Here is a 25,617-nt window from a genome sequence, read left to right on the forward strand (position 1 = left end):
GCGATCCCGATCGCGCGGGCATGGCAGTCTTAGACCTGCGCAATCGGCAATAGGACGTAGACACACATACACAGGTTCGGCGAGGAGCAAAGACAGTGCAGCGCTGGCGTGGCTTGGAGGACATCCCCCAGGACTGGGGGCGCAGCGTCGTCACCATCGGTTCCTACGACGGCGTACACCGCGGGCACCAGCTGATCATCGGCCGCGCGGTGGAGCGCGCCCGTGATCTCGGCGTGCCCGCCGTGGTCGTCACCTTCGACCCGCACCCCTCCGAGGTCGTGCGCCCCGGCAGCCACCCGCCGCTGCTCGCCCCGCACCACCGGCGCGCCGAACTCATGGCGGAGCTCGGCGTGGACGCGCTCCTGATCCTGCCGTTCACCTCGGAGTTCTCGAAGCTGTCGCCCGCCGACTTCGTCGTGAAGGTCCTGGTCGACAAGTTGCACGCGCGCCTGGTCGTCGAGGGCCCCAACTTCCGCTTCGGCCACAAGGCCGCGGGCAATGTCGCCTTCCTGACCGAGCTCGGCGCCACGTACGACTACGAGGTCGATGTCATCGACCTGTTCGTGAGCGGTGAGGCCGGCGGCGGCGAGCCCTTCTCCTCCACGCTCACCCGGCGCCTGGTCGCCGAGGGCGACGTGCGCGGCGCCGCGGAGATCCTCGGCCGCCCGCACCGCGTCGAGGGCGTCGTCGTCCGGGGCGCGCAGCGCGGGCGGGAACTGGGCTTCCCCACCGCCAACGTGGAGACCCTGCCGCACACCGCCATCCCCGCCGACGGCGTCTACGCCGGGTGGCTGCACGCCCAGGGCGAGGTGATGCCCGCGGCGATCTCCGTCGGGACGAACCCGCAGTTCGACGGCACGGAGCGGACCGTCGAGGCGTACGCGATCGACCGCGTCGGCCTCGATCTGTACGGCCTGCACGTCGCCGTGGACTTCCTCGCCTTCGTGCGCGGGCAGGCGAAGTTCGACTCGATCGACTCCTTGCTCGTCGCCATCGCGGATGACGTGAAGAAGTCGCGCGAGCTGATCGAGGCCGCCGAGTAGTCCCCTGCTCCTCCTGGCTACAGAAGGTGGGGGAGGGTCACGCCGTTGACCAGCGGCCCTTCCACGGTGACCCCTTCGTTGACCAGCGACTCGATGTGCGGCAGCGGCGGTGGGTTGGCCGACGCGTGCTCCGCCGCCGACACCGGGGTGGCGATCACGGTGACGGACACGGCGAGGGCGGCGAGCAGGGTGACGGTCCAGACGCGGCGACGACGCATGTGATCTCTGCTTTCTCTCAGGTTTCCTGCGGCGGTCAGGGAGCGGTCGGGGGTCGGCCGGGGAGCGGTCGCCGAGGCCGGGTTAGCCCACACGGGCGACGCATGCACCCGGGCGTCCGACGACCCTTTCGTATGATCGTCGGTGACTTCTCGGCCGCGCCGCGGTTACGCACGGCGAGCGGGGCGCGATCGGCGGCCCGCACTCGCATGGTCCAAGGAGGCTGCAGTGAACGGCAGTTGGGTCAAGACCACTTCCCGCTGGGCGCTGATCGCGGCGGTGGCGGCAGTGCCGCCCGTCCTGAGCTCCGGCGCGGCGTACGCCGACGAGACGAACCACGGCTCCCACAACGGGCACACCGTCTCGCTGATCAGCACCGGCCAGGTCGACGACCCGATGGAGGACGTGCTGGAGCACACCCTCAACTTCGGCGACGGGTACAGGTGGGGCTGACACACCGAGTTCGCTCGTCACGCACTTGCGCGGCCATGGGCGGCCGCACAAGTACGGGACGACGTCAGTGTGTTCAGGTCACGGGGCGAGGCACGCCGCGCCCGGCACCTCGGAGGGGAGGCCGGGGCTGGCCGGATCGACGAGCGAGGTGACGTCACCGGCCGCCTGCGCGACGCAGTCGACGGTCCCCACGGGGTCCGGGATGGCGCTGGCGGGCATGGCGACGGCCCCCAGCAGAGCGACGGCCCCGAGGATGACGGCGGCGGAACGGCGCATGAAGAGCTCCTTGATTGCTGTGGAGTTGGCGGTTGACTACGGTCCGTGTCTGATCCGGAACTCTCTGTAACTCCCCAGCCCCACACCCGATAGGCGCCGCGTCACCCGTACGGGGAAGAGGTAACGATCCGTCACCCCGACGCGCCGCCCGCCGCGCTGTCTCCCTCAGACGCCGGACGCGCCGACGTTGACCGCCGCCCAGTGACACGCCACCTGTGTCTCGCCGCCGCCCGCGAGCACCGGCAGATCCTCCGTACGGCAGCGGTCCGCCACGCCCGCCCTCTCCGCCTCACCCGAGGCGAGCACCTGGCAGCGCGCGTGGAAGCGGCAGCCGCCCGGGATGCGCGAGGGGTCCGGCGGCTCGCCGGTGAGGACCACCGGGGCGCCCGGGGCCTCCGGAAGGACCGACAACAGCGCCTGCGTGTACGGGTGCTGAGGTGAGGTCAGGACCTCTTCCACCGTCCCCGTCTCGACGATCCGCCCCAGGTACATCACCGCGACCCGGTCGGCGATGTTCCACGCAAGACCCAGGTCGTGCGTCACCACCAGGGCGGAGAGCCCCAGTTCCTCGCGCAGACGCAGCAGCAGGGCGAGGATCTCGCCCCGTACGGACGCGTCGAGCGAGGCGACCGGCTCGTCCGCGACGATCAGCTCGGGTTCGAGGACCAGCGCGCCCGCGATGACGACACGCTGACGCTGGCCGCCCGACAGCTCGTGCGGATAGCGCAGGAAGAACCGCTCGGGCGGACGGAGCCCGGCCCGTGAGAGGGCGTCGGCGACCGTCGCCTGCTCGTCGCCGCCGTACCCGTGGATGCGCAGGCCCTCGGCCACGGCCTCGTACACCGTGTGGCGGGGATTCAAGGAACCGCTCGGGTCCTGCAGCACGAGCTGGACGCGCTTGCGGTACGCCTTCAGGGCCCGGCCCGAGTAGTCGAGGGGCTTGCCGCCGAAGGTGACCTTGCCGGACGTGGGCGCCACCAGGCCGAGCAGCGAACGGGCCAGCGTCGTCTTGCCGCACCCCGACTCGCCCACCAGGGCCACGATCTCGCCCGGCTTGATGTCGAGGTCGACGCCGTCCACCGCGCGCGCGGGCGGCGCGCCACGGCGGCCGGGGAACGTGATGTGCAGGTCGCCCGCCGACAGCAGCGCATCAGCGGACAGCAGGGTGTCTTCGGTGGTCATGCGTCGCTGCTCCTCGGTGCGTGATCTGTCGGTGCTCACGGCGTACGCTCCGCCGTCGCCGGCGGGGATGTCGGCTGCGCCGGAAGCTGCGCGCCCGCGTGCACGCACGCCGCGCGGTGCCGGGGGCCCGCGTCCCGCAGCGCCTGGTCCTCCGTGACGCAGGTGTCGAGGGCGACGGGACAGCGCGGGTGGAACGTGCAGCCCGTGGGGAGCAGGGACGGGTCCGGCGGGTCGCCGGGCAGGCCCCGCGGCGCGAAGCGGGACGCCGTGTCGCCGATGCGCGGGAAGGCCGCCGAGAGGGCCTTGCCGTACGGGTGCTGCGCGTTCTCGTAGACCTCGGAGGCCGGGCCCTCCTCGACGACGCGGCCCGCGTACATCACCGCGAGCCGGTCGCAGGTGTCGGAGAGCACCGCGAGGTCATGGCTGATCATGATGAGGCCCAGGTCCTGCTCGGCCACCAACTGTTCGATCAGCCGCAGGATCTGAGCCTGGATCATCACGTCCAGGGCCGTCGTCGGCTCATCGGCGATGATCAGGCGCGGATCGCAGGCCAGCGCCATCGCGATCATCACGCGCTGCCGCTGCCCGCCCGAAAGCTCGTGCGGATACGCCTCCGCGCGGGCGGCCGGCAGACCCACCTGTTCGAGCAGCTCCCCGACCTTCTTCCGCGCGCCGGCCTGCGTCGCCTTCTTGTGCAGCAGGATCGGCTCGGCGATCTGGTCGCCGATGCGGTGCACCGCGTTGAGCGAGTGCATCGCGCCCTGGAAGACGATCGACGCGCCCGCCCAGCGGACCGCGCGGACCTGGCCCCACTTCATGGTGAGGACGTCCTCGCCGTCGAGCAGGACCTCACCGGACACCTTCGTGCTCGCGGGCAGCAGCCGAAGGAGCGCGAGCGCCAGCGTGGACTTGCCGCAGCCGGACTCGCCCGCGACACCGAGCTTCTGGCCCGCGTCGACCGAGAGGTTCACGCCGCGCACGGCGGCTGCCCCGGACGCGTACGTCACCTCGAGGTTTCTCACGTCGAGCAGGCGCTGTTCTGTCGTCACCTTGGTCTCCGTCACCTTGTTCGAGCCGATCAACGGGAGACCCCCAGCCTGGGGTTGAGCACGGACTCCACGGCGCGTCCGCAGAGCGTGAACGCGAGTGCCACGACGGCGATGGCGAGTCCGGGCGGAGCCAGGTACCACCAGTCACCTGCGCTGACCGCGCCCGCCTCGCGCGCGTCCTGGAGCAGCCCGCCCCAGGAGACGACGGTCGGGTCACCGAGGCCCAGGAAGGCGAGCGTGGCCTCGGTCAGGATGGCGTTGGAGATGACGAGGGTGGTCTGCGCGAGCACCAGCGGCATGACGTTGGGCAGGACGTGCCGGCCCATGACGTGACCGTGGCCGCCGCCGAGCGCCTGCGCCCGCTCGATGTACGGGCGTGACTCCACGGCCAGGGTCTGGGCGCGGACGAGCCGCGCGGTCGTCGGCCAGGTGGTCACGCCGATCGCCAGGATGATCGTCCAGATGGACTTGGACATCACCGAGGCCAGCGCGATGGCGAGCACCAGCGTCGGCATCACCAGGAACCAGTCGGTGACGCGCATGATGACGGTGGAGTACCACCCCTTGAAGTGCCCCGCGGTGATCCCCACGACCGTGCCGATGGCCACCGAGAGCACGGCGGCCAGCAGCCCGACGGTCAGCGAGATCCGCGCGCCCCACACGAGCAGGCCGAGCAGGTCGCGCCCGAACTGGTCGGTGCCGAGCGGGAATTCGCCGCTCGGCGACTCCATCGGCTTGCCGGGCGCGTCGGTCACGCTCTGCGCGTCCGAGCCGACCAGGAGCGGCGCGAAGACGGCGATCAGCGCGATCACGACGAGCGCGGCGAGGCCGAAGAGCCCGGCCCGGTGGGTGCGGTACTCGCGCCAGAAGCGGGCGACGGAATGCCGCCTGCGGGTCCAGGCGAGCGCCCGGGGGCTCTTCGCGACCGGGACCTCGGGGACGTCGGGGGCCTCGGGCTCTGTTGCTTCGGTCGTCATCGGCCCACCCTCGGGTCGAGCAGCGGATAGATCACGTCGGCCAGGGTGTTCATCAGGATCACCGCGGCGGCGAACACGAAGAACAGACCCTGCACGAGGGGCAGGTCGGGCACGCTGAGCGCGGCGTAGAAGAGGCCGCCGAGCCCCGGCCAGGAGAAGACGGTCTCGACGAGGATCGCGCCCGCCACCACCGTGCCGAGGTTCACGAACATCAGCGTCACGGTGGGCAGCATCGCGTTGGGGACGGCATGACGACGGCGTACGAGATCGTCCCGCAGCCCCTTGGCGCGCGCGGTGGTCAGATAGTCGCTGCCCATCTCGTCGAGCAGCGAGGAGCGCATGACGAGGAGCGTCTGCGCGTACCCCACGGCCACCAGGGTGATGACGGGCAGCACCATGTGGTGCGCGACGTCCAGGACGTACGCGATGCCCGTCTTGCCGCCGGATTCGAGCCCACCGGTCGGAAAGAGCCCGGGGATCGGACCGGCGCCGACGGAGAACGTGATGATGAGCAGAAGTCCGAGCCAGAAGGACGGCACGGAGTAGAGGGTGAGCGCCAGACCGGTGTGGACCCGGTCCCCGAGCCCGCCGTTGCGCCAGGCCGTCCGGGTGCCGAGCCAGATGCCGATGAGGGTGTAGAGCACGAAAGCGGTGCCGGTGAGCAGGAGCGTCGCGGGCAGCGCTTCGGTGATCTTGTCCATCACCGGGGTGTGGAACTGGTAGGAGGTGCCGAAGTCGCCGGTCAGCGCGTTGCCGCAGTAGTCGAAGAACTGCGTCATGACCGGCTGGTCGAGGCCGAACTCTTTGCGCATCGCGTCCAGCTGTTCGGACGACACGCGCTTGCCGCCCGTCATCTGCTTCACGGGGTCACCCGGAATGAGACGGAACAGGAAGAAACTGGTGACGAGGACGGCGAACAGCGAGACGGCGGCGCCGCCCAGCTTGCCCGCCACGTACTGGAGATAGGCGCGGGTGTTGCGGGCCCGGGGGCCGCGGGCCGACGGCCCGGCGAACGCCGGATCGTCGGTCACCGCGGTGCCCTCGGTGTCGAGCAGTGCGGGATTGCTGTCAGCGGTCATGCGTTACTCGCGGTCCTCTGCGGTCGAACGGCGGCGCAGGGCGAACAGGACTCCACCGCCGACGAGCACCACCGCGGCGGCGGCGATACCGATGATGACACCGGTCGAGCTTCCATCCTTGGAGGAACTCTTCCCATCCGCGGGCACCGCTGACCACCAGGACCAGTAACCGTCCTGACCGTAGATGTTGCCCGCGGCCGTCGGCATGGTGGTGATGGACTTGATCTGGTCGGTGCGGTAGGCCTCGACGGCGTTCGGGTACGCCAGAATGTTCATGTACCCGGAGTCGTAGAGCCAGGACTGCATCTCCTTGACGGTCTCCGCGCGCTTGACCGGGTCGTACTCCGCAAGCTGCTTGTTGTAGAGGTCGTCGTACTTCTTGTCGCAGATGAAGTTGTCGGTCGCGGCGCTCTCCTTGGCCTTCACCGGGAGCGCGGCGCAGGAGTGGATGCCGAGGACGAAGTCCGGGTCGGGGTTGACCGACCAGCCGTCGAACGCCAGGTCGTACTCACCCGCGTACCAGGGCACGGACACGTCATCAAGACAATTGACCTTGAGCCCGATCCCCAGATCGCCCCACCACTCCTTCAGATACTTTCCGACCGCCTTGTCGTTCGGGTCGGTGGCGTGACACAGGATGCGGAAGTCGAGGGGCTTGCCGTCCTTGCCGACCCGCTTGCCGTCGCCGTTCTTCTTGTAGCCCGCGTCGTCGAGGAGTTGGGCCGCCTTCTTGGGGTCGTACGACAGCTTCTGGTCGGCGGAGGGCTCCCAGGCGTACTCGGAGAAGCGAGGCGGAATGTACCCCTCGCCCTCGACGGCCTGCCCCTGGAAGACCTTGTCGACCAGCGCCTCACGGTCCACGGAGAGGAAAAGCGCCTGGCGCACCTTCTTGTCCAGGAGCGCCGGATGGCCGTCACCGAACTTCTTGCCGTCGCGGGTCTTGGCGCCGGGGTTGGTGGCGATGGCGAAGAAGCGGCGCCCCGGCCCCTCGTTCACCTTGACGTTCTCGGTGCCCTTGAGCTCGGCGGCCTGAGCGGGCGTCAGCGCGGGCTGCCCGGCGACGAAGGAGACCTCGCCCTTCTTCAGCGCCGCCACGGCGGCATCCTGGTCCTTGTACGTCTTGAAGACCAGCTCGTCGAACTTGGGCGCGCCACGCCAGAAGTCCTTGTTGGCCTTCAGCTTCACGTACTGGTCGGTCTTGTAGTCCGTGAGTTCGAACGGCCCGTTGCCCACGATGGGGAAGGACTTGTCGTTGTTGAACTTGGAGACGTCACCGACCTTCTCCCACACATGCTTCGGGACGATCGGCACGTCGAGGGCCGCCATGGTGGCCTGCGGCTTCTTGAGCTCGATGACGAGCTGGGTGGGGCTGGGGGCGGTCACCTTCTTGAAGTTGGCGACGAAGCCGGAGTTGGCGGTGGCGGTGCCTTCCTTCGACATCAGCTTGTTGAACGTCCAGGCCGCGTCCTCGGCGGTGGCCTTTTTGCCGTCCGACCACGTGGAGTCGTCCCGGATGGTGTACGTCCAGGTCAGCTTGTCCGCGGAGGGCTCCCACTTGGTGGCGAAGCCCGGGATGGCGTGGTTGTCCTTGGCGTCGTAGTTCGTCAGGTACTCGTACGTCAGACGGTGGATGCTGGTGCTCAGCAGCCGCTGGGCGAGGAAGGGACTGAGTGAGTCGACGCTCTGGGCCACCGCGACGGTGAGGGTCTCCTTGCCGTCCGCCTTGGCCTCGGCCTGTTGGGGCGCCGGGTTGAGCGGCGAGGCAAGCCCCGCGGTCAGGGCGAGGGCTCCGGCGCCGGCTGCCAGGAGGAGGCGGAGGCGTGGTGGCGCCTTCGGGGGGCCCTCGGTGGTGGGGGCGGGGGCCGGTGTGGCGGGGTGGGACCGTGTTCTGCCGTGCTGATCTTGTGTGTCCATGGGTCGGTGACCTCGCGTCATCGCTCGCGCAGAGATGGCTAGTTGATCAAGGAACGCCAGCTGGTTGATGTGTGTGTCTACCAGCGCCAGTCTGCGTCAGTCAACGGCAGGTGAACCCCATGTGGCCTGCGGAAATAACGAGTTGACCCGGATTTCATCCGCATTGGTCAAGACCTGTGAAGCGTGGCTGGTCGGGGGGTGACGGTGGGGGGAGGGGCAGGTGGGGGAGGCAGTGTTCCTGTGGCCGTTTGCCCTTGTCTCTTGGGCTTGGGTCGCTGCGGGGTAATCGGGTGGGTGGGCGGGAAAGTCTGTTCGTCAGTCGAACTGCGGGGCGCCGGGACAACAGGCTGGGCCCGCACCAGGGGTTGGTGCGGGCCCAGTTGAGATCGGCGGAGGAGAAAACTACTGCTGCGGCGCCTCCGGCGAGGGCGGCTGCGGGGGCTGATACGGAGCCCCAGGCTGGAACGGCTGCCCAGGCTGAACGGGCGGCGGCGCCTGCCCTGCCTGAGGCTGCGCCTGGGGCGCCGGCGCCTGCGGAGGCGCCGCGTTCTGCCACCCCTGCGGAGCCCCCGGCTGCTGCGGGTACGGCTGCCCACCGGGCTGAGGCTGCTGCGGGTGGGGCTGAGGAGCGTACGGCTGAGGCTGCTGCTGAGGCGCCTGCCCCGGGTACGGAGCCTGCCCAGGCTGGGGCTGGGGCTGGGGCTGGGGCTGGGGCGCCGCCGCACCGTACGGCTGCTGCCCGGGATAACCCCCCTGCCCCGGCAGGGGCGGAGCCACGACCGGCGGCGGGTTGCCATCCGAGGTCCAGAGACCTTGCTGCTGCTGAGCCCGTACGAAGTCCTCCGCGACCATCGCGGAGAGGTTGAAGTACGCCTCCCGCACCTTCGGCCGCATCATGTCGAGATCGACCTCGGCACCAGCGGCAAGATGCTCGTCGAAGGGGATGACGACAACCCCCCGGCACCGCGTCTCGAAGTGCGACACGATGTCGTCAACCTTGATCATCTTCCCGGTCTCACGCACCCCGGAGATGACGGTGATCGACCGCGACACAAGGTCGGCGTACCCATGGGCGGACAACCAGTCCAGCGTCGTCGAGGCACTACTGGCGCCATCCACAGACGGCGTAGAGATGATGATCAGCTGGTCGGCGAGATCGAGAACACCCCGCATGGCGCTGTAGAGCAGCCCCGTACCGGAGTCGGTCAGGATGATCGGGTACTGCTTCCCGAGCACATCGATGGCGCGCCGGTAGTCCTCGTCGTTGAACGTCGTCGACACGGCCGGATCGACGTCATTGGCGATGATCTCGAGCCCGGACGCGGCCTGCGAGGTGAAGCGCCGGATGTCCATGTACGAGTTGAGGTACGGGATCGCCTGCACGAGGTCACGGATGGTGGCCCCGGTCTCGCGGCGCACGCGGCGCCCGAGCGTACCGGCGTCGGGGTTGGCGTCGATGGCAAGGATCTTGTCCTGCCGCTCGGTGGCAAGCGTGGAGCCGAGCGCGGTGGTGGTCGTGGTCTTGCCGACGCCACCCTTGAGGCTGATGACAGCAATGCGGTAGCAGGAGAGAACCGGAGTCCGGATCAGCTCCAACTTCCGCTGCCGCTCGGCCTCTTCCTTCTTGCCGCCCAGCTTGAACCGGGACCCACCGGCAGCGGGCCGACTGCTCTTGGCCTTCGGCTTGGTGTTGCGCAGCAGCCGATCGGATGACAACTCGACGGCAGCGGTGTAACCGAGGGGCGCACCCGGATTGGTCCGCTCACGCTGATCATGCTGAACCGGCTGCGGCCAGGCGGCGCCGGTACGGGGATCGACGGGGGGCTGCGGCTGGGCCGGAGGCTGGGCCTGCGGCTGCGGCTGAGCTTGGGGCGGCTGCTGGGCTTGCGGCTGAGCCTGGGGCGGCTGCTGGGCCGGAAGCGGCTGCTGGGGCTGCGGCTGCGGCTGCGGCGGTACGGGAGCAGGCGCCTGCGGCATCGGCTGAGGCGCGGGCTGCTGCTGGGCCTGAGGCGCGGGCGGCTGCGGGAACCCGTAACTGCCGTGCGGGGCAGGAGAGTTGGGCTGAACCGGAGCGGGCGCCCCCTGCTGGGGGAACCCGTAACTGCCCTGCTGCGAGGGCGCAACGGGGGCAGGAGCCGGAGCCCCGGCTTGCGGGAACCCATACGCGGCGGGAGGAGCGGCCGCTTCGGGAGCGGGGGCAGGGGCAGGAGCCGGAGCCCCAGCTTGCGGGAACCCGTACCCGGCGGGCGGAGCAGCCGCTTCGGGGGCCGGAGCAGGGGCCGGAGCGGGAGCAGGCGCCACGGGAGCGGGAGTCGGGGCGGGAGCCGGAGACCCGGCCTGCGGGAACCCGTACCCGGCGGGCGGAGCAGCCGCTTCCGGAGCCGGAGCGGGGGCAGGAGCAGGCGCACCGGCCTGCGGGAACCCGTACCCACTGGGCGGCGGAGCCGGCGCATCGGCGACGGGCGAGGGAGCCACGGGCCCGGTGGGCGAGGGCCACGCCGGGGGAGCGGGCTGCGGAGCCTGCGGCTGCACAGGAGCAGGCGCGGGAGCGGGCGCGACCTGCTGAGGCACCTCGGCCTGCGGCTGCGGCTGCGGCTGCACAGGCTCGGGGGCCGGCGGCGGCGTCGGCTCGGGCCACTGCGGCGCAGAGATAGGCGCGGCGGGCTGGAAGGCGGGCGGCAACGGCGGAAGCCCACCGTTCGGCGCGGGCGGCGGAGTCCAGGAGGGCGGAACGGAGTCTTGCACGTCATCGACGGGCGCAACAGGAACGGAGTCCTGCGGAACGGCGTCACGGACGTCGTCTTCGGCATCTACGGCATCGTCGGAGGCACTGTCGCCCGAACCCTCGACTTCATCGGCACCGGCACCGACGCCGACCTCGCCCGGCTCGCCAGAGCCAACCTCATCGTCGCCAGCTCCCCCGTCCGCGTCCCCGACCCCGACCGCGGCCAGGGGCTCATCGTCGGAGTCATCCTGAGAAGCCTCCGCGGCGGCCCGCTCCTCGATCTCCCGCATCTCCCGCTTGAGGGCGGCAGAGGAGAACCGCATGGTGGCGCCACTCTCAAGATCGCCACTGCTGTCATCAAGAGGCTCGACCGCAGGAGCAGGAGCAGCAACAGCCTCCCCCTGAAGCTCCCCACCAGCATCGCCATCGCGCTCGGCAACGACCTCCGCCTCGGGCTCCACCTCAGGCTCCGCCTCTTCGGGCGCAACCTCAGGCTTCGGCACAACACCGGTCACATGCACGGAGGAGGCAACACCAGCAACGGCACCGCTCCAGTCAGCAGCACCCCCGGAGGGCGAACCAGAGTCCGAAAGCTCGGCCGGGGCGGGAGCGGGAGCCGGAGCCGGAGCAACCGGCGCAGACCAATCAGCCCGCGGCTGGAACCCACCCCCCACAGGCAGCTTCGGCACAACGGAGGGCGGCCCCACAGGAGGAGACAGCGGAGCCGGAGGCTCAGGAACAACGGGAGGAACAACGGCCTCCTCAGAGACCGCAGCCGCAGCCGCAGCCTCCGACGGTGACACAGGCGACGCAGGCGTCACAGCCGAGTCATCCGCCCCAGGCGACGCAGCCGAAGCAGAAGTAGAGGCCGCAGCCGAAGCCGAAGGAGTCTCCCCCGCACTGCCGGACGCATTCTGCGTATACCAGGCAGGAGGGGCGTAGTCGATGGTGAACTCGCCCGTCGTCTCGGCAGCGGACTCCGCGTCGGACTGATCATCGACGGGTGAATCCCAGCCCCCGCGGATCTCGTCCCGATCGCTGTTCACAATGCCTCCTGATGTGGTCGAGCACCCTCGTGCCGTGGTGGGAGGGCGACCGTTTTTGTCGTCCGATCCGCCAAGGCTCTCCCCGTGGTGGACGCGCACCACCCACTCCCGGGTTCTGGCGACGCGTCCAGTACCAGCCTAATCACCAAAAGCACCAGCACGGCAGGGCAGCCCACCCCACGAATCCTGTCCTTTCCCTCACGCTCCCCACGGGAGTGAGGCCCCCGCATCCGAAACCGCGACGGACAAATCAAGCAACAAGAGGCAAATTATTGCTATTTCGCTAGGTCCGCAGACAGCGATCCTCGTCGGTCCCCGCTCAATCCATCCTCCGCGCCGTACCCAACAATCCGGTCTCGGCATCTGTGGCCTGCGTCATCACGTACTGCCGGTCACGATCGGCACACCACAACGTCACTCCATCGGCAAGCGTCGGCAGCGCCTCGACATCACCGCGCGGCAGCCCCACGAACCGTCCGATCTGAGTGGCCTCGTCCGGTGAGACCCGCTGCACACCCACGAGCCGGGCCTGCCGGATCAGCCGAGGTGCGACCGGACTCAGGTACGGCAGCAATGTCAGGACCGACTGCCAGGGCCCGGACACGACCCGCCCCCTGGGCGGCCTCATCCCGCAGTCCCGCACCACGAGGACCGGGCTGCCCGCCGACGCACCCTGCGGGGGCACCCGCCCCACGTCGTGCACCGACATGCCGCTCGGCCCGACACCCAACGCCTCCACGAGCTGGGCCCAAGCAGCCGCCCGCCCGGTCTCGACAGCCACCCGCGCGCCTGTCGCGGCGGCCCGCAGCGCGATGACCTGGGCCGTCCACAGGCCTCCGATCAGAAGCACGTCGTACGGAGTCGGGCGGTTGACGCCGAGAACCGAGGGCTGGCCCTGCGCGTCCACGCCGATCACGACGCCGTCGTCACCGATCGGCAGAGCCAGCGCGTCCACCTGCTCTGCGGAGAGCGCATGGCGACGGTGACGCGGCCCGAGCAGCCCGAACCCGCTGCGCAGCGCCGTACGGAACCCTTCACCCGGAGTGGATGGGGCAGCCGGGGTGGTCGTGTTCGTGACAGCCATCAGCGAGCGCCTCCGAGCGGCAGAGTGGCGAGCATCCCGGGCAGCTGCTCACGATCGAGCCGGACCAGCCCCGTGCCGGCCTGCCTGGCTCCCTGCTCCAATGCGCGTCGAGCGGCTTCGAGTTCGGCATCACTGCGCCCGGTCACCCGTACGTGTCCACACAGCGACACTTCCTGCCGTTCGCCGTGGCGCAGGGTGAGACTGAACGTCGTGGCCAGTGTCGGGACCGCGGTGAGCAGCGCGACGAGCTGCGGCAGCGAAGGGCCGCCCGCGGCCCCCAACTGAGGCCAGCGCCGCACCCAGTAGGTGGTGTGGCGGCGGTTGTCGCAACGCCAGGCGCGTGCGGACTCCTCCGTTCTGCGCTCCGGCAGCCCGGTCCGTCCGGCCTCCGCCGTGACCAGCGGGTTTGCGCCGGCCGACGTGGCGATCGCGGCGGCCAACTGTTCCTCGGACAGTGCCGTGGCCCGGAAACCGGCCCCCGTGAGCCGACTCGCGAGCTGGTCCATGGCGCGCACCACACACTTCTGAGCTCCCACGAGCCCACCCCCGCGGGCCGCGACAGCCTCAGGGCAGAGCTCGGGGTCGAGCTTCAGGGCGATCCAGGTGATCCGTACGGCGGGTGCTCCGGTCTGGGCCTGAAGGGGTGCGTAGTTGCTGACGGCCACGGACTGCTGGGGGAGGTGCAGCGCGGGGGCCGGCTGGGTGTGCTGCACGATCTGCGCCGACTCGAGACGTATCCCGTCCACGTCCAAGGCGTCCCGTACGAGTCCGACCGGCAACGGCTGGCGTTCGCGCTCGGCCCGCAACGCGGTGGCGTCCGACTCGACTTGCAGCACCGCGGTCACGAACGTTCCGTCGCCGACCATCCCGACCTGCCGCCGGTCCCGGCCCCGGTAGGCGTACGTCCGCAGGGCGGGATCGCATTCCACGGCAGGGGCGAACGCAGGCTCCGTACCCGACGGAATCGGCGTACCCACTGCGCGGCGTTTGCGGGCCCGCAGCGCCTGCGCGGTGCCCAGCCATTCGTGCCATGCGCGGCCGCGACGGCGTACGACGGCGAACAGCACCAGCACCACGGCGAGGACAGCGGCTGGTACGACCACCAGCGGATCAACCACCCACGCAGCCAGCAGAACGGCCGCCGCGACCTCGATCATCACGAGTCGTTGCAAGCGAAACGATCCGAACTGTGCCGATCGGGCGCGGAGATGGAAGATGACCGCCCCTCGGGATGCCGACGTGGATGCCGACGCGCCAGGTCCCGTGGGTGCTACCTGCCCCTGATCCCCGGGCCCTGACGGTCCCCGCGTCCCGGCCCGCGCTGCGGAAGCCATCAGTCCAACCCCCCGTAAATTCTCCCGAATCGCCCTGGTGATCACGGAACACGCGCCCCAGGAGCGCCCGGGAACCTTACCCACCCCACACGCGCGATTACTCAACAGGCATAGTAGGGGCCGGGTCTGACAACGGAGGGTGGGGGTGGCGTGCCCCCTGCGCCGCACGGGGGAGAAGCACACACTCATGGCATCACGGCGGGACGAACTCAACGCCTACACCTTCGCGAAGCGCCGCACGCTCGCGTCCTTCATCCAGCCGTCGCCATCGGGTTCGGAGGAAGGCGCACCACGACCTCTGCGTGGTGTGGTGCCGGGCCTCATCGTCGGAGTGATCGTCCTGGCCGTCTTCGGCGCATGGGGCATGTTCAAACCGGCGGCCAAGCCAGGCTGGGACAAACCCAAGGAACACGTGATCATCGCGAGCAAGTCCACGACGCGCTACGTGGTCCTGAAGACGAACGGCAAACGCCAGCTTCACCCCGTCCTCAACATGGCCTCGGCGAAGCTCCTCCTCGACGCCGACAAGAGCGACGTCATCAACGTCGACGAGTCGGTCCTCGACAAGGGCAAGATCCCGCACGGCGCCACCATCGGCATCCCGTACGCCCCCGACCGCCTGCCCTCGGAATCCGAGGCCGGCGCCGCCAAGCGCTGGGCGGTGTGCGAACGCCCGGGCGAGGGTGGCAGAGCCATCCAGAAGGCCGCGTTCATCCTGGCGGAGCGCGACCAGAAGAAGACCGAGGGCAGTGAACGACTGCGCGGCGGCGAGCTGTTGTACGTCGTCGGGCCCGACAAGGTCCGCTACGTGGTGGATGCCCGGGGCAGGGCGTACCGGATCGCGGAGAAGGACCATCTCAGTGTCCTGCTGCGCACCATTGTGGACCGCGGCCATGAACCGCAGCGGGTCTCCAGTGAGTGGCTCAAGACGCTCCACCACGGAGACCCGATCGCTTTCCCAAAGGTGAAAGGCGTTCCGGGAGCCGCCGCCCATGTGAAGGGCCTCCAGGACCGGCGCGCAAACAAGGTCGGCATGGTCCTCAAGGCGTCCGAGGGTGCGGGGACGCAGCACTACGTGGTGGAACCCGGACGCATCGCCCCGATCTCCGACTTCACCGCGACACTGCTCCTCGGCAGCCCCGACCTGGTCGCCGTGGGCCAGGACGGGAACGCCCGCAGCCTGAGCACCGGCGCCTTCACCCCGGACCTCAAGGCCTTCGGTTCGGAGTACACATGGCCGAGCCAGGATCCGGCGACCGCCAATGAAGCCTCCGAGAACGCGGGGAGCCGCAACACCATCTGCAACGTCCTGCGCAAAGTGGACGACGAAGGTGACACCACGCTCAGCACGTGGGCGGGAACGGATTTCCCCGCCACGCTGCCCACCGGCTCGTCCAGCGCGTACGTGACGGCCGGATCGGGCCTTCTCTACCGGCAGTTCACCGGCTCGGAGACCAAGGCGGGCAGTGTCTTCCTCGCCACGGACACGGGCCTGCGCTACGCGATGCAGTCCAACAGCGACAGCGCGACGGACGACGCGGGCATCGGCACTTCGGCCAAGCAGCGCAAGCAGCAGCAACAAGAGGCGCGGCAGTCCCAGACCCGGCTCGGCTACGCGAACGTGGACGCGACCCCGGTGCCGGCACCCTGGTCCACGTTCCTCCCCACGGGCCCGCGTCTCTCGACGTCGGCGGCGCGCCAGCCGCAGGGCTCCTAGACGGCAGGAATCTGACGATGACGTACGCACAGCGCCGGACGCACCTCGCTGCGGCCACGGTGGCGACCCTGACGATGATCGCGACGGCAACGGTGCTCGCGGCACCCACCGCGGCCGCGGCCGGCGACCAGTGCACGTTCGGGGGCAAGAAGTACGCGGGCCGCCCCTGGGCATTGCAGAGGGTCCTCCTGGACGAGTTGTGGCGCCAGTCCACTGGCAAGGGCGTACGGGTGGCGGTGATCGACACGGGAGTGGACGTCAAAAACCCGCAGCTCAAGAGCGCGGTAGACGCATCAAAGGGCCGCAACCTGCTCCGCAGGAAACTAAAGGACGCCAACGGCGACAAGATCGAGCGCGGCAAGGAGAACGGCACGACGGACACCGTCGGCCACGGCACCCGCGTGGCAGGCATCATCGCGGCCCGCCCTACCAAGGGCACGGGCTTCGTGGGCCTGGCCCCCGACGCGACGCTGATCCCCATCCAGCAGAACGACGCGGAGGGCCACGGCGACACAAAGACTCTCGCCAGGGCGATCGACTACGCGGTCGCAGCGGGGGCGGACGTCATCAACATCTCCCAGGACACGGCCAACGCCGTGGAGCCGGCCCCGATCCTGAAACAGGCGGTGGACAGGGCCCTCGCCGACGAGAAGGTGATTGTGGCGTCAGCCGGCAACGACGGCCTGGGCGGCAATGTCAAACCGACCTACCCGGCCTCCTACGAGGGCGTCTTGGCGGTGGCGGCATCGGACCGCAACAACGAACGGGCCGCGTTCTCCCAGTCGAGCGAGGCCGTGGGGGTGGCGGCCCCCGGCGTAGACATGATCTCGACGGTTCCGGGCGGCGGCCACTGCTCGGACAACGGCACCAGCTTCTCGGCCCCGTACGTGGCGGGCGTGGCGGCCTTGATCAAGTCCAAGCACCCCAACTGGACGTCACGCCAGATCACAGCCCAGATCAAACAAACGGCAGAACGCTCGGTGGCGGGCCGTGACCGCCTGGTCGGCTGGGGAGTGGTGGACCCGGTCCGAGCCCTCACCGAAGACGACCACCCGATCGAGACCCCAAGGGCCGAGGAAGGCATCACGCGAGCGAAGGCCCCGACCCCCGCGAAACTCAACCTCGGCGAGACAGCAGAAGAACGCACGGCGCGAATCGCCACGTACGTGGCTGTGGGGGCGGGGGTTCTGGTGGCGGGGCTTGGTGGGGCGGGGGTGGCTGTGCGGGATTGGCGGCGAAGAAGGGGGTGGGGCGAGAGTGCGGGCTGACGATGTGGCCATGCCAGTCATTCCAAGCAGTGGCGTACGGATCAGTCGAACCGCACGACGGGCCCGCGAATGCATGGCATTTAGAACGAACCAGGGACACGATACGAACGGGGAAGGGACTCGGGAATGACTTGGGCAGATTGGGAGCAGATCAAGGCCGATGTGGCCGAGCGGCAGCCCGGCCACATGCAGCTCAATCAACTTGCTGCCAGCGGCGGCGGCGAGAAGGACTTGGTCGTCCGCGACGACAAGTTGGGGCAACTCGGCAACATGGCCTACGAACTCCGCGAGCGTCTGAGCAAGGACTCCGACCATGCCCGGCCGAGCACCTTCGAGGCCGCCACTGGATTGTTCAACGACGGGCTCGACATGGGAGCTGCTCTGACGGAGCTGCATGATTCCTGGAATTCCCAGGCCAGAACCCTCGTGGATGCATGTGGCCACATCTCCAACCACCTTGACTTCACTCGCTCCCTTCACAGAAAGGACGAGGATAAAATCGCGACCTCAATTCGAGCATCCCGTATCAGCGACTACATCAGCAACTAAGGGTAAATAGGGGTTGAGTTGTGCTGAATGTACCGGAAGTGCTGAGCCTAAGCCTGGGCCCGCTGAAGTCCGCAGTCGGCGACTGGGAAGAAATGGTGCGCAAGCTGCAGTCCCTGGCCACCGGCGAGGGTGAGGGCGTGAACGCTACCAAGCTCCACACCGCGACCAGGGACGCCGAGTGGCGCGGGGACAACGCCACTGTGAACCGGGAGTTCGTGCTCAAGACGGCGGGGGAGTTCAATGACGCGGTCAAGGCCGCCAAAAGTGTCCACGCAGTTCTGCGTGACGCGCACTCTGCCTTCGTCCGGCATAAGGACGAGCTGAGCACTGCGCTCGCCGACGCCACAAAGCGTGGCATCTACATCAACGACAAGGGCGGGGCTGTTCCCCCTTCGGCCCCCCCAGCCGTAGCGGGTAAGGATGCAAAAGATGACTGGCCTTCCGATGCGGAGGTCGCGAACGCTGAGCGTACGGTGATGCGAATCCTGCACGAAGTCGATGACACCGACCGCGTCGCCGCCCGAGCGCTGCGAGCGCTGGCCCGCAACAAGCACGACTTCACCAGCAAGGAAGTGAAGGGACTCAAGGGCGCTGACAACTCCCAAGGAGTCGCTGATGCGGAGTACTGGGCCAAGAAGATCGCCAAAGGCAACGTCGAAGAGTGGAGTGAGCGCGAGCTCAAGCGCTTCAATGAGACCCTTGCCCTGCAGCGTGACAACCCGGCGTTCACGGCGCGATTCGCCGGCGAACTCGGTGGTGAAGAAACCCTCCGCTTCTGGCGCGAACTTGCTGCCCCTCCCGGTGCCGAAATTGAGGGGGACCGGGCCAAACTGCTGGCGCACGTGCAGGACAACCTAAGCATGAGCCTCGCCCAGGCCACACAAACCAACGCGCACGGCATGGACGACTGGAAACAGGAAGTGATCAACGCTGGCAGTAAGCAATTCCCGTTGAACGGAGTCCACCAGGGGGGCCCGTATGGGTTCCAGATCATGAGTGGCTTGATGGAGAAGGGGAAGTTCGACTCAAAATTCCTGGACAGCTACGGGGAGAAGCTGCTGGAGTTCGAACGCAGCCACAAAGACAACGTCTTGGGCACTCCCGAAAACCTATGGAACGACGACACGCAACTTAACTACCCGCCTTCCGATGCCCCCAATGATCCTATCGCCGGCTTCATGGAATCCCTCGGACACAACCCGAAGGCTTCCCTGGAGTTCTTCAATGGCGAAACGGGTGAGGGTGCCAATGACGGTATCGACAAGTTGAGTAACTGGGACTATCTGGTGGGCCAAGGGGAAGAATCCCGCAAGTGGCCGGACGGAGGGGACGGCAAACCGGACGGATTCGACAATCTCGGCCACGCGCTGGAATCTGCAACGCTGGGCTATGCGTATGACGAAAAGTACCCAGAGATTCCGCCGACGAACACCGAAGCGGAGATCAAGGCTCGCGACGCTCGAACCTTGCTTATGTCGAACGTCGTGGATGCCTATAACTCGGCGGATGTAATCGATGCGCAGCCAGGAATTCGAGACAGTCTGTCGAATATGGCAGCTGGTCACATTAACAGCATAAACTATACAATGGCAGACTTTGGGGAGAGCGGAAACCTCACGGATAGGGATGGATTGTTTAAGAACGACAAGCAGCATCTCCGTGACTTCGGCATGTCGGATACCTCAAACTTTCTGCGGGCTCTTTCTTCTGAAGAGGATTCTTACGCCAAGGTCTCTACAGCGCAACAGGTGTACGGTGCCAGTCTTATGGCCGCACAGGGTGGCAACCATCAGAATGCTATAGACGCCGGGCTGTACAGCGCTGCGACGCATGGGATGTTGGACGAGGCGCGAACTGAGGCAATCGGTAAGGAATTCGCCGATGATAAGGCAGCTAGGAATAAGGAACTTGAAAAGCAGGCGGCCTGGCGCAACTTCGCAGCGAGTGCGGCACTCGGCACTACTGCAGGAGTGGCGGCTGGCGTCTTCGTTCCGGTTGGTGCAGCTGCGGTGATCGCTGTTCCGCTTGCATTTGAGGCCCTGGGCGGCGCAGCCGGAACCGCATTTTCCAACAACACAATCGACTGGCTGGAGGCGCGCGAATACGACAACACCGATGACGCTATCAAGGGGATTCAGATGGCCCAGCGGGATGGTGAGCGTAACGCAATGGCTCCCCTGTTGAACTATGCAGAGGGGCAAGGGATGACACCACAAGAGGTTCGGGAACTGACGAGATACGCCCAGTCGTCGTACAGCGCTGGAGGTCGTTTCACTGACACAGACAATGTACGGGGATTCTGATGGTAAAGAAAAGCTCCACGGTCGCCATGCTGGTGATGTCCCTCCTGGGGGTCAGCGCTTGCAGTTCGGGAGGGGGTAATGGTTCTGCTGCCAGTCGAGACGCCTGTGAGAGGGTCATCGGAAAGCCTGGCATTGAATGGATCAAGGACAATGTGTCTGCCAGTGAGGTAGCCATACACGGTCCGGATACGCTGGACGAGGCGAGGGTGCTCTTTCAAAAGCAGATGAAGGGGTGGACGCCTGACGAGGCCGAGGCTCCTTCGTTTCTCCGATCCGAGGTATGCAGGGTGAGCGCGACACCCAAGAAACAGGGTGAGTATTTGGCGATCGAGTATGGCGCCTCTATTTTCCCTTTCGATTCGCCCTTCGATAAGAATCGTGCAGGTGAAAAGCGACTAGTCGAAATCCCGGTCAATTCTGATGTCAAATTGGTATACGGGAAAGATCGACTCGGTCCTGTTCACTACCGGATTTATGTGAAGTGTGGAGTCGCGGGTGCGGCTGACGGACAGGAGAAGGAAGTGCCACTTGAGGGAGACATGGTCGACACTCTCACCAGGGACACCGATACTCGTGTTCACCTGGAGCACCTACTGCGCTCGGCCGAGACGGTGACGCGTGCTTTCAAATGCCGCAACAAGCCAGACATTCCAAGAGAGGTTCCCGCTTCAGTATCGTAAACCGTACCGAAAAGTTTCGGGCGTGAAGCCGTGACATCCAGCTCTTGATCGCGGAGTGGCGAGAGTGGACAGGCCGTGTGTCGTTGTGTGCAATGCGTCGAAGCGACGCGGCGATCGCGCGATGTCCGGTCAGGCGGAGCGTGGCCGGGGCCCTGATGGTGAAGACGTTCCAGCCGCCCCCTGGAGTGGAGAACGCTTTGCACATGTGTCGCCGTCTGGCGCCGCCTTGCTGGTTCGGGAACGCGAGGGAGCGCTGACCCCAATCGTGTCGGAGCGAAGGGCGGCCATGCCCTATTGGCTGATGGGCGGCCCTCTCGGTGAAGCGATACGGCTTATGGCACGGTTTGCCGACAAGCGTGGGCCCCTTGCGGGGCTGGTTACCAACTTCCCTGCCGCACAGTCCGGTTGGCTGTCACGCTGAGTGTGACTAGAGTGACGCGGGCGCGATAAGTGACCACCGGGCCACCGCGATCCGCAAACGATCGGGCAGGCAGGTAACGGGGAGGGTAGGCATCGTGCTTGCTACAGAAGGGCACGGGGGGACGGCGCCGTCATCGGGCGCTGACCTCAAACGTGGGCTGGAGGCGCTGAAGACCTTTCGCCGACGCGTCAACACGCTGCTCACGGAGTTCGAGGGATCAGCGGGCGGTTCGAGTGCGGTCGGGGGGTACAAGCTCTCTCGGGGCTCCTTCAGCGGCGGAGGCAGTGCGTTCCCGGCAGCCGATGGCCTGTACTCGCAGTACAACCAAGTTCACGAGCGGCTGACTTCGCTCTCCAGAATGCTCGGTGACCAGATCGATGCCATGAGCATCGCGGTGCACGGTGCGGACGTCGGTTTCGACAACCTTGACGAGGACCTGAGGCAGCGCTTCTGGGCGATTCAGACCAGGGTCGAGCGTGATGCGGCTGCCGCGCAGCGCGAGAAGGACGGCATGCCCGATTCACCCCGCAGCAATACCGACGACGGCTCCGACTCCGGGTGGCGTCTGTGAGCTTCGAAGGTCACCGCCTCAACGACATGATCGACCTGGTGGAACAGGCCAATCCCGGCGACTTGGAGAGCGCGGGGGAAGCGCTCAAGAAGGCTCGCAACGCGATTGCCGCGGCTGCCAAGGAGCTTGGCGAGCACATCGATCGTGTCGACTGGGAAGGCGAGGCGGGGGAGGCGTTCCGCAAGTGGGGCAAGAACCTCGTCAAGGACACGCATAGCCTCTCCGACTTCGCTGACACTGCCAGCGTTCAGATCGCATCCGCGGCTGCGGGGCTGGCGTCCGTCCGCAGTTCGATGCCGCCCCGGGACCAGCGCGCCGATCCGACGATGGTCGAGGACATTCCCACTCCCAAGCGTGTGGACGGCAATCCGGAGTACGACGCCGCGGCCAAGGCGGAGAACCATCGCCAAGAGGCGATCAACCAGATGAACCGGCTGTCGTCGTTCTACCAGGTGTCGCAGCACTCGATGGCTGGACAGGAGCCGCCTACGTTCTCGGCTATGCCGGACGTGGGAGTGCCGGAGGGGAAAGAGAGCCTCGGTCGCGGCGCGGAGAGGGGTGCGGCATCTTCCGCCATGACCGCAGGTGGCGCTCAGGTCACGCCTGACGGCTCTGCCAACACCGTGAGGGGAGGGGACCCATACCCGGGCGAATCTGCTCCGCCCCGCGTTGACGGACCCGCCCCGATCGCCTCGCCGGACTCGATCACCTCGCCGGATCGGCCTGTCAGCACGGAGATTGACAGCGTCGAGACCCTGCCGCCACAGACCGCGAGTCCGGTTCCCGCTTCGTCACCTCCGACAGTAGGTCCAACGGGTGGTGCCGGAGAGTCTCTTCCTCCTCTTGCAAGAGGCCCTCGTCTCCCTGCGCCGAGTGGCCCCATTGCACGCACGCCAGTTCCTGGAACAGGCCCGAAGACTTCACTGCCGGCCCCAGGTCGAACAGGCACGACCGGCCCAGCGCGACCAACTGGAGGCCCGGGTCCTTCGAGCCCGATGGCCCAAGGGAGAACCGTCAGTGGTCCGACGGCTACTGGACAGCCGCCGGTAGGACGTGCCGTCACTGGGGGAACACCACGTCCCGCCGTGCCGGGTCTTCGCCCTGGCCTCCCAGGCACTGGTGCGGGTCGTGACAACGGCGTCGTCGGTGGGCGGCCTGCTCATGGACCTGTGCAGGGTTCGTCGGGCTCCAGGTTTCCGCGTGGCCCGGTCATCGGAACCGAGGGCTCTGGTGGCTCAAGGGCAACGAATGGAGCCGGAGGCCAACGTGGAGTCGTTGGAGCGGCGCCTCAGGGGACGGCTGCTAACGGGCAGACGCCTCGCCGGTTCACCAGTGGTCCCGGTGGCGTGGTCGGTACCCCCAAGGAACGTACGTCTACCGCCGCAGGCCGTAGAAATGGATTCACCGCTGGGGGCACAGGGCTGGTGCGCGGTCCCGTGAGCGCATCACGACGCCCGGATTCCGACGATGACGAGAGCGTGCAGCGGCCCGACCATCTGGTCGAGGACGAGGAAACACATTTGCCAGGCAACCGGCGGCACGTGCCGCCGGTGATCGACTGATCGCGAGCAAGGACGTGCAGGGCATGAGGTCAGAAGCCAGTCGACCCGGTGGGTGGGTTGTGCCGCTGCAGAGCGGTGCGGGGAGACGCATTGCCACCGTGGCCTCGGCATTTGTTGTGCTGGTCCTCGTGTTCCCAGGGCTTGCTCCGAGTGCGACGGCGGACGACATCCGGTCGAAGCTGTGGCACTTGGGGGCCATGGGTGCCGATGACCTTTGGGGTGTCAGTACCGGCGAGGGCATCAAGGTCGCAGTTGTCGACACCGGTGTCTCGGAGACGCCATCGCTCAAAGGCCGCGTACATCCGGGCAAGGACGTGGCAGGACTGCCTGGTGGCTCGACGGATGACTACGACGGACATGGGACCACGATGGCGGAACTCATCGTGGGATCCGGGGCAGGCGGGGGCATCAAGGGCTTGGCGCCCGGTGCCGAGGTCGTGTCCTTTCGAACCGGTCTGGGGGGCAAGTTCGAGAAGAAGGGGAGTCGAAGTGCTGAAGCAATTCGGGCCGCGGCCGACAGTGATGCCCGGATCATCAACATGTCCTTCGGTTCTGACTTTGCGTACCCAGATGAGAAGGCGGCGGTGAAGTACGCCGCCTCCAAGGGCAAGTTGATGTTCGCCGGTGTCGGAAACGACGGTGAGAAGAAGAACTTCATCGGGTACCCCGCAGCATTTCCGTCTGTCACCGGAGTCTCCGCCGCCGACAAGTCAGGAAAGGTGGCCAAGTTCTCTGAACGCGGCGACTACGTGGATTTGACGGCGCCGGGCCTGGACCTGCCCGAGTGGTGCGATGAGACGCTCCGCTCGTACTGCGACGGCGAGGGCGGTACAAGCGCCGCGACGGCCATCGCCTCCGCCTCCGCCGCCCTGATCTGGTCCAAGCACCCCAACTGGACGGCCAACCAGGTCCTTCGCGTCCTCCTCGACACGGCAGGTCGAGACTGGCCGAAGGACGATCCGAGCATGTACCTCGGCTACGGTCTCGTCCGGCCGGCCCCCAACTTGCTGAAGGACCGGGGAAACCCTGGCCCTGCGGATGTCGACCCCCTGACCAACGAGAAGACTCCCGGTCTCGGATCGGGCAAAGAGGCTTCGGCCTCTCCTTCCGCACCAGTCTCATCGCAACCCCCCAAGGGGTCCACGGGTGGCGAAGCCGAAACGGCGGCTTCGAGCTCGAAGTCTGGCGACGACAAGGATCAGTTGTGGGTGATCCTCGGTTCTATCGCCGCAGCCGTGGCCATCGGGGGCGGCGCCTTCGCGGCGACGCGTGCTCGCCGCAGGGCCTGAAGTCCTGAAGTCGGCGCAGCACCCCCCGACACATATCAACGAACGCTCGAGAAGGGAGCTCAGCCGTGGCTGACGGCCAGAAGTTGAACAAAGAGCAAGTGGCGCTTCTGAGGAATGAGATCGTGGGCAAGTACGAATCGGTCCAGCAACAGCTCAAGCGTCTCCAGGGCACCCTCGACACGATGGAGGTGAACTGGCGAGGCATTGGCGCTCACGCGTTCGACAAGAAGCAGACCGAGATCAACGAGCGTATGCAGGCGATCGGGAGAATCCTGGTGGATTTCCTGGACGGCATCAACGACAACGAGAAGATCGCTGACGGGCTCGAGGATCAGGTCCGATCGACGATGGCCGGCATCGACGTGGAGTACGGCGGCAAGCAGTCGGCCATCAACAGCTACTGACGCACTGAGCTCATCGGGGAATGCGTTCCTCGCATCTACGGAGAAACGGGGCAGGCATGGTTAACGTCCACATGGACGAGCTCGCGGTCAAGTACGGCGGCCTTGACGCCATCACGACCGAACTCGGCATTCAGGCCAAGCAGTTGGAGGCCGACCTCGCGGACATCAAGCGGGCCGTGGCGAGGGTGGCCGAGGGGTGGGACGGAGAGGCCCACCGGGCGTATGTCGTAAAACAAAAAGAGTGGGACAACAATGTGGAGGCCATCCACCGCGCCCTCGTCGACATCGGCCAGAAGGTCAGCCAGGCCGGCGGTGACTACCGCGGCGGTGACCTGAAGGGCGCCAGCTACTTCCAGTGAGCCGGAGCAGCACGCAACACCGGGGGGTGCCTCTATGTCTTTCTTCAAGCGAGGCGTGGGGTTCTGGGTTCGTAGAAGGTGCCGTCGCGGAGCATCGCGAACAGCACGTTGATGCG

Annotated in this window: 21 protein-coding genes; 11 read left to right on the forward strand and 10 right to left on the reverse strand. The window is 67.3% G+C overall.

Annotated features, from left to right (window positions below):
- Positions 1-95 precede the first annotated feature (95 nt).
- The gene (locus AB0M70_RS28850; protein ID WP_365824219.1) at positions 96-1,043 is read left to right on the forward strand and encodes a bifunctional riboflavin kinase/FAD synthetase; all 948 of its coding nucleotides are present in this window, start codon (positions 96-98) and stop codon (positions 1,041-1,043) included.
- Between the two features lie 17 nt (positions 1,044-1,060).
- Here AB0M70_RS28850 and AB0M70_RS28855 read toward each other — a convergent pair whose 3' ends face one another.
- On the reverse strand, positions 1,061-1,261 hold the full coding sequence (locus AB0M70_RS28855) for a hypothetical protein (protein WP_365824221.1): 201 nt from the start codon (positions 1,259-1,261) through the stop codon (positions 1,061-1,063).
- 265 nt (positions 1,262-1,526) lie between these two features.
- Between AB0M70_RS28855 and AB0M70_RS28860 the strand changes: the two genes are divergently transcribed.
- Positions 1,527-1,712: a hypothetical protein gene (locus AB0M70_RS28860; RefSeq protein ID WP_365824291.1), complete on the forward strand. Its 186-nt coding sequence runs from the start codon at positions 1,527-1,529 to the stop codon at positions 1,710-1,712.
- A gap of 78 nt (positions 1,713-1,790) precedes the next feature.
- Here AB0M70_RS28860 and AB0M70_RS28865 read toward each other — a convergent pair whose 3' ends face one another.
- From AB0M70_RS28865 to eccE, 9 genes are all read right to left on the reverse strand, one after another.
- Positions 1,791-1,988, reverse strand: coding sequence for a hypothetical protein (locus AB0M70_RS28865; protein WP_365824223.1), 198 nt, complete (start codon positions 1,986-1,988; stop codon positions 1,791-1,793).
- A 165-nt stretch (positions 1,989-2,153) separates the two neighbouring features.
- Positions 2,154-3,170, reverse strand: a complete 1,017-nt coding sequence (locus AB0M70_RS28870) for an ABC transporter ATP-binding protein (RefSeq protein ID WP_365824225.1) — start codon at positions 3,168-3,170, stop codon at positions 2,154-2,156.
- Positions 3,171-3,205: 35 nt separating this feature from the next.
- Positions 3,206-4,219, reverse strand: a complete 1,014-nt coding sequence (locus AB0M70_RS28875) for an ABC transporter ATP-binding protein (RefSeq protein WP_365824227.1) — start codon at positions 4,217-4,219, stop codon at positions 3,206-3,208.
- Positions 4,220-4,248: 29 nt separating this feature from the next.
- Complete coding sequence (locus AB0M70_RS28880; RefSeq protein ID WP_365824229.1) at positions 4,249-5,196, reverse strand: ABC transporter permease; 948 nt, start codon at positions 5,194-5,196, stop codon at positions 4,249-4,251.
- Complete coding sequence (locus tag AB0M70_RS28885) at positions 5,193-6,275, reverse strand: ABC transporter permease (RefSeq protein WP_365824231.1); 1,083 nt, start codon at positions 6,273-6,275, stop codon at positions 5,193-5,195. Before AB0M70_RS28885 ends, AB0M70_RS28880 begins: the two co-directional genes overlap by 4 nt.
- 3 nt (positions 6,276-6,278) lie before the next feature.
- The gene (locus tag AB0M70_RS28890) at positions 6,279-8,189 is read right to left on the reverse strand and encodes an ABC transporter substrate-binding protein (protein ID WP_365824233.1); all 1,911 of its coding nucleotides are present in this window, start codon (positions 8,187-8,189) and stop codon (positions 6,279-6,281) included.
- Between the two features lie 402 nt (positions 8,190-8,591).
- Positions 8,592-11,960 carry an SCO5717 family growth-regulating ATPase gene (locus tag AB0M70_RS28895; protein ID WP_365824235.1) on the reverse strand — a complete coding sequence of 1,123 codons (3,369 nt, stop codon included), beginning with the start codon at positions 11,958-11,960 and terminating at the stop codon, positions 8,592-8,594.
- Positions 11,961-12,279: 319 nt separating this feature from the next.
- Positions 12,280-13,044 carry a hypothetical protein gene (locus tag AB0M70_RS28900; protein WP_365824237.1) on the reverse strand — a complete coding sequence of 255 codons (765 nt, stop codon included), beginning with the start codon at positions 13,042-13,044 and terminating at the stop codon, positions 12,280-12,282.
- A complete protein-coding gene (eccE, locus tag AB0M70_RS28905; protein WP_365824240.1) occupies positions 13,044-14,378 on the reverse strand; it encodes a type VII secretion protein EccE in 1,335 nt (444 codons plus the stop codon). Before eccE ends, AB0M70_RS28900 begins: the two co-directional genes overlap by 1 nt.
- A 187-nt stretch (positions 14,379-14,565) precedes the next feature.
- Between eccE and eccB the strand changes: the two genes are divergently transcribed.
- The 9 genes from eccB (at position 14,566) to AB0M70_RS28950 (ending at position 25,501) form a co-directional block, all read left to right on the forward strand.
- Positions 14,566-16,095 (forward strand): type VII secretion protein EccB, encoded by a 1,530-nt coding sequence (gene eccB / locus AB0M70_RS28910; protein WP_365824242.1) that lies wholly within the window; start codon positions 14,566-14,568, stop codon positions 16,093-16,095.
- 74 nt (positions 16,096-16,169) lie between these two features.
- Positions 16,170-17,363 carry a type VII secretion-associated serine protease mycosin gene (gene mycP, locus AB0M70_RS28915; protein WP_365824293.1) on the forward strand — a complete coding sequence of 398 codons (1,194 nt, stop codon included), beginning with the start codon at positions 16,170-16,172 and terminating at the stop codon, positions 17,361-17,363.
- Positions 17,364-17,489: 126 nt separating this feature from the next.
- Entirely contained in the window at positions 17,490-17,912 is a 423-nt protein-coding gene (locus AB0M70_RS28920; protein WP_365824244.1) for a hypothetical protein, read from the forward strand.
- A gap of 20 nt (positions 17,913-17,932) precedes the next feature.
- A complete protein-coding gene (locus AB0M70_RS28925) occupies positions 17,933-20,215 on the forward strand; it encodes a hypothetical protein (protein ID WP_365824246.1) in 2,283 nt (760 codons plus the stop codon).
- Positions 20,215-20,895 carry a hypothetical protein gene (locus AB0M70_RS28930; RefSeq protein ID WP_365824248.1) on the forward strand — a complete coding sequence of 227 codons (681 nt, stop codon included), beginning with the start codon at positions 20,215-20,217 and terminating at the stop codon, positions 20,893-20,895. The genes AB0M70_RS28925 and AB0M70_RS28930 overlap by 1 nt, the downstream gene beginning before the upstream one ends.
- Positions 20,896-21,410: 515 nt before the next feature.
- Entirely contained in the window at positions 21,411-21,887 is a 477-nt protein-coding gene (locus AB0M70_RS28935) for a hypothetical protein (protein WP_365824250.1), read from the forward strand.
- Between the two features lie 1,621 nt (positions 21,888-23,508).
- On the forward strand, positions 23,509-24,738 hold the full coding sequence (locus AB0M70_RS28940; RefSeq protein ID WP_365824252.1) for a S8 family serine peptidase: 1,230 nt from the start codon (positions 23,509-23,511) through the stop codon (positions 24,736-24,738).
- Positions 24,739-24,803: 65 nt separating this feature from the next.
- Positions 24,804-25,142 (forward strand): WXG100 family type VII secretion target, encoded by a 339-nt coding sequence (locus tag AB0M70_RS28945; RefSeq protein WP_365824254.1) that lies wholly within the window; start codon positions 24,804-24,806, stop codon positions 25,140-25,142.
- A 56-nt stretch (positions 25,143-25,198) separates the two neighbouring features.
- Complete coding sequence (locus AB0M70_RS28950) at positions 25,199-25,501, forward strand: WXG100 family type VII secretion target (protein ID WP_365824256.1); 303 nt, start codon at positions 25,199-25,201, stop codon at positions 25,499-25,501.
- Positions 25,502-25,617: the final 116 nt, after the last annotated feature.

Origin of the sequence: Streptomyces sp. NPDC051214, from assembly GCF_040682375.1 — a bacterium.
Taxonomy (GTDB): domain Bacteria; phylum Actinomycetota; class Actinomycetes; order Streptomycetales; family Streptomycetaceae; genus Streptomyces.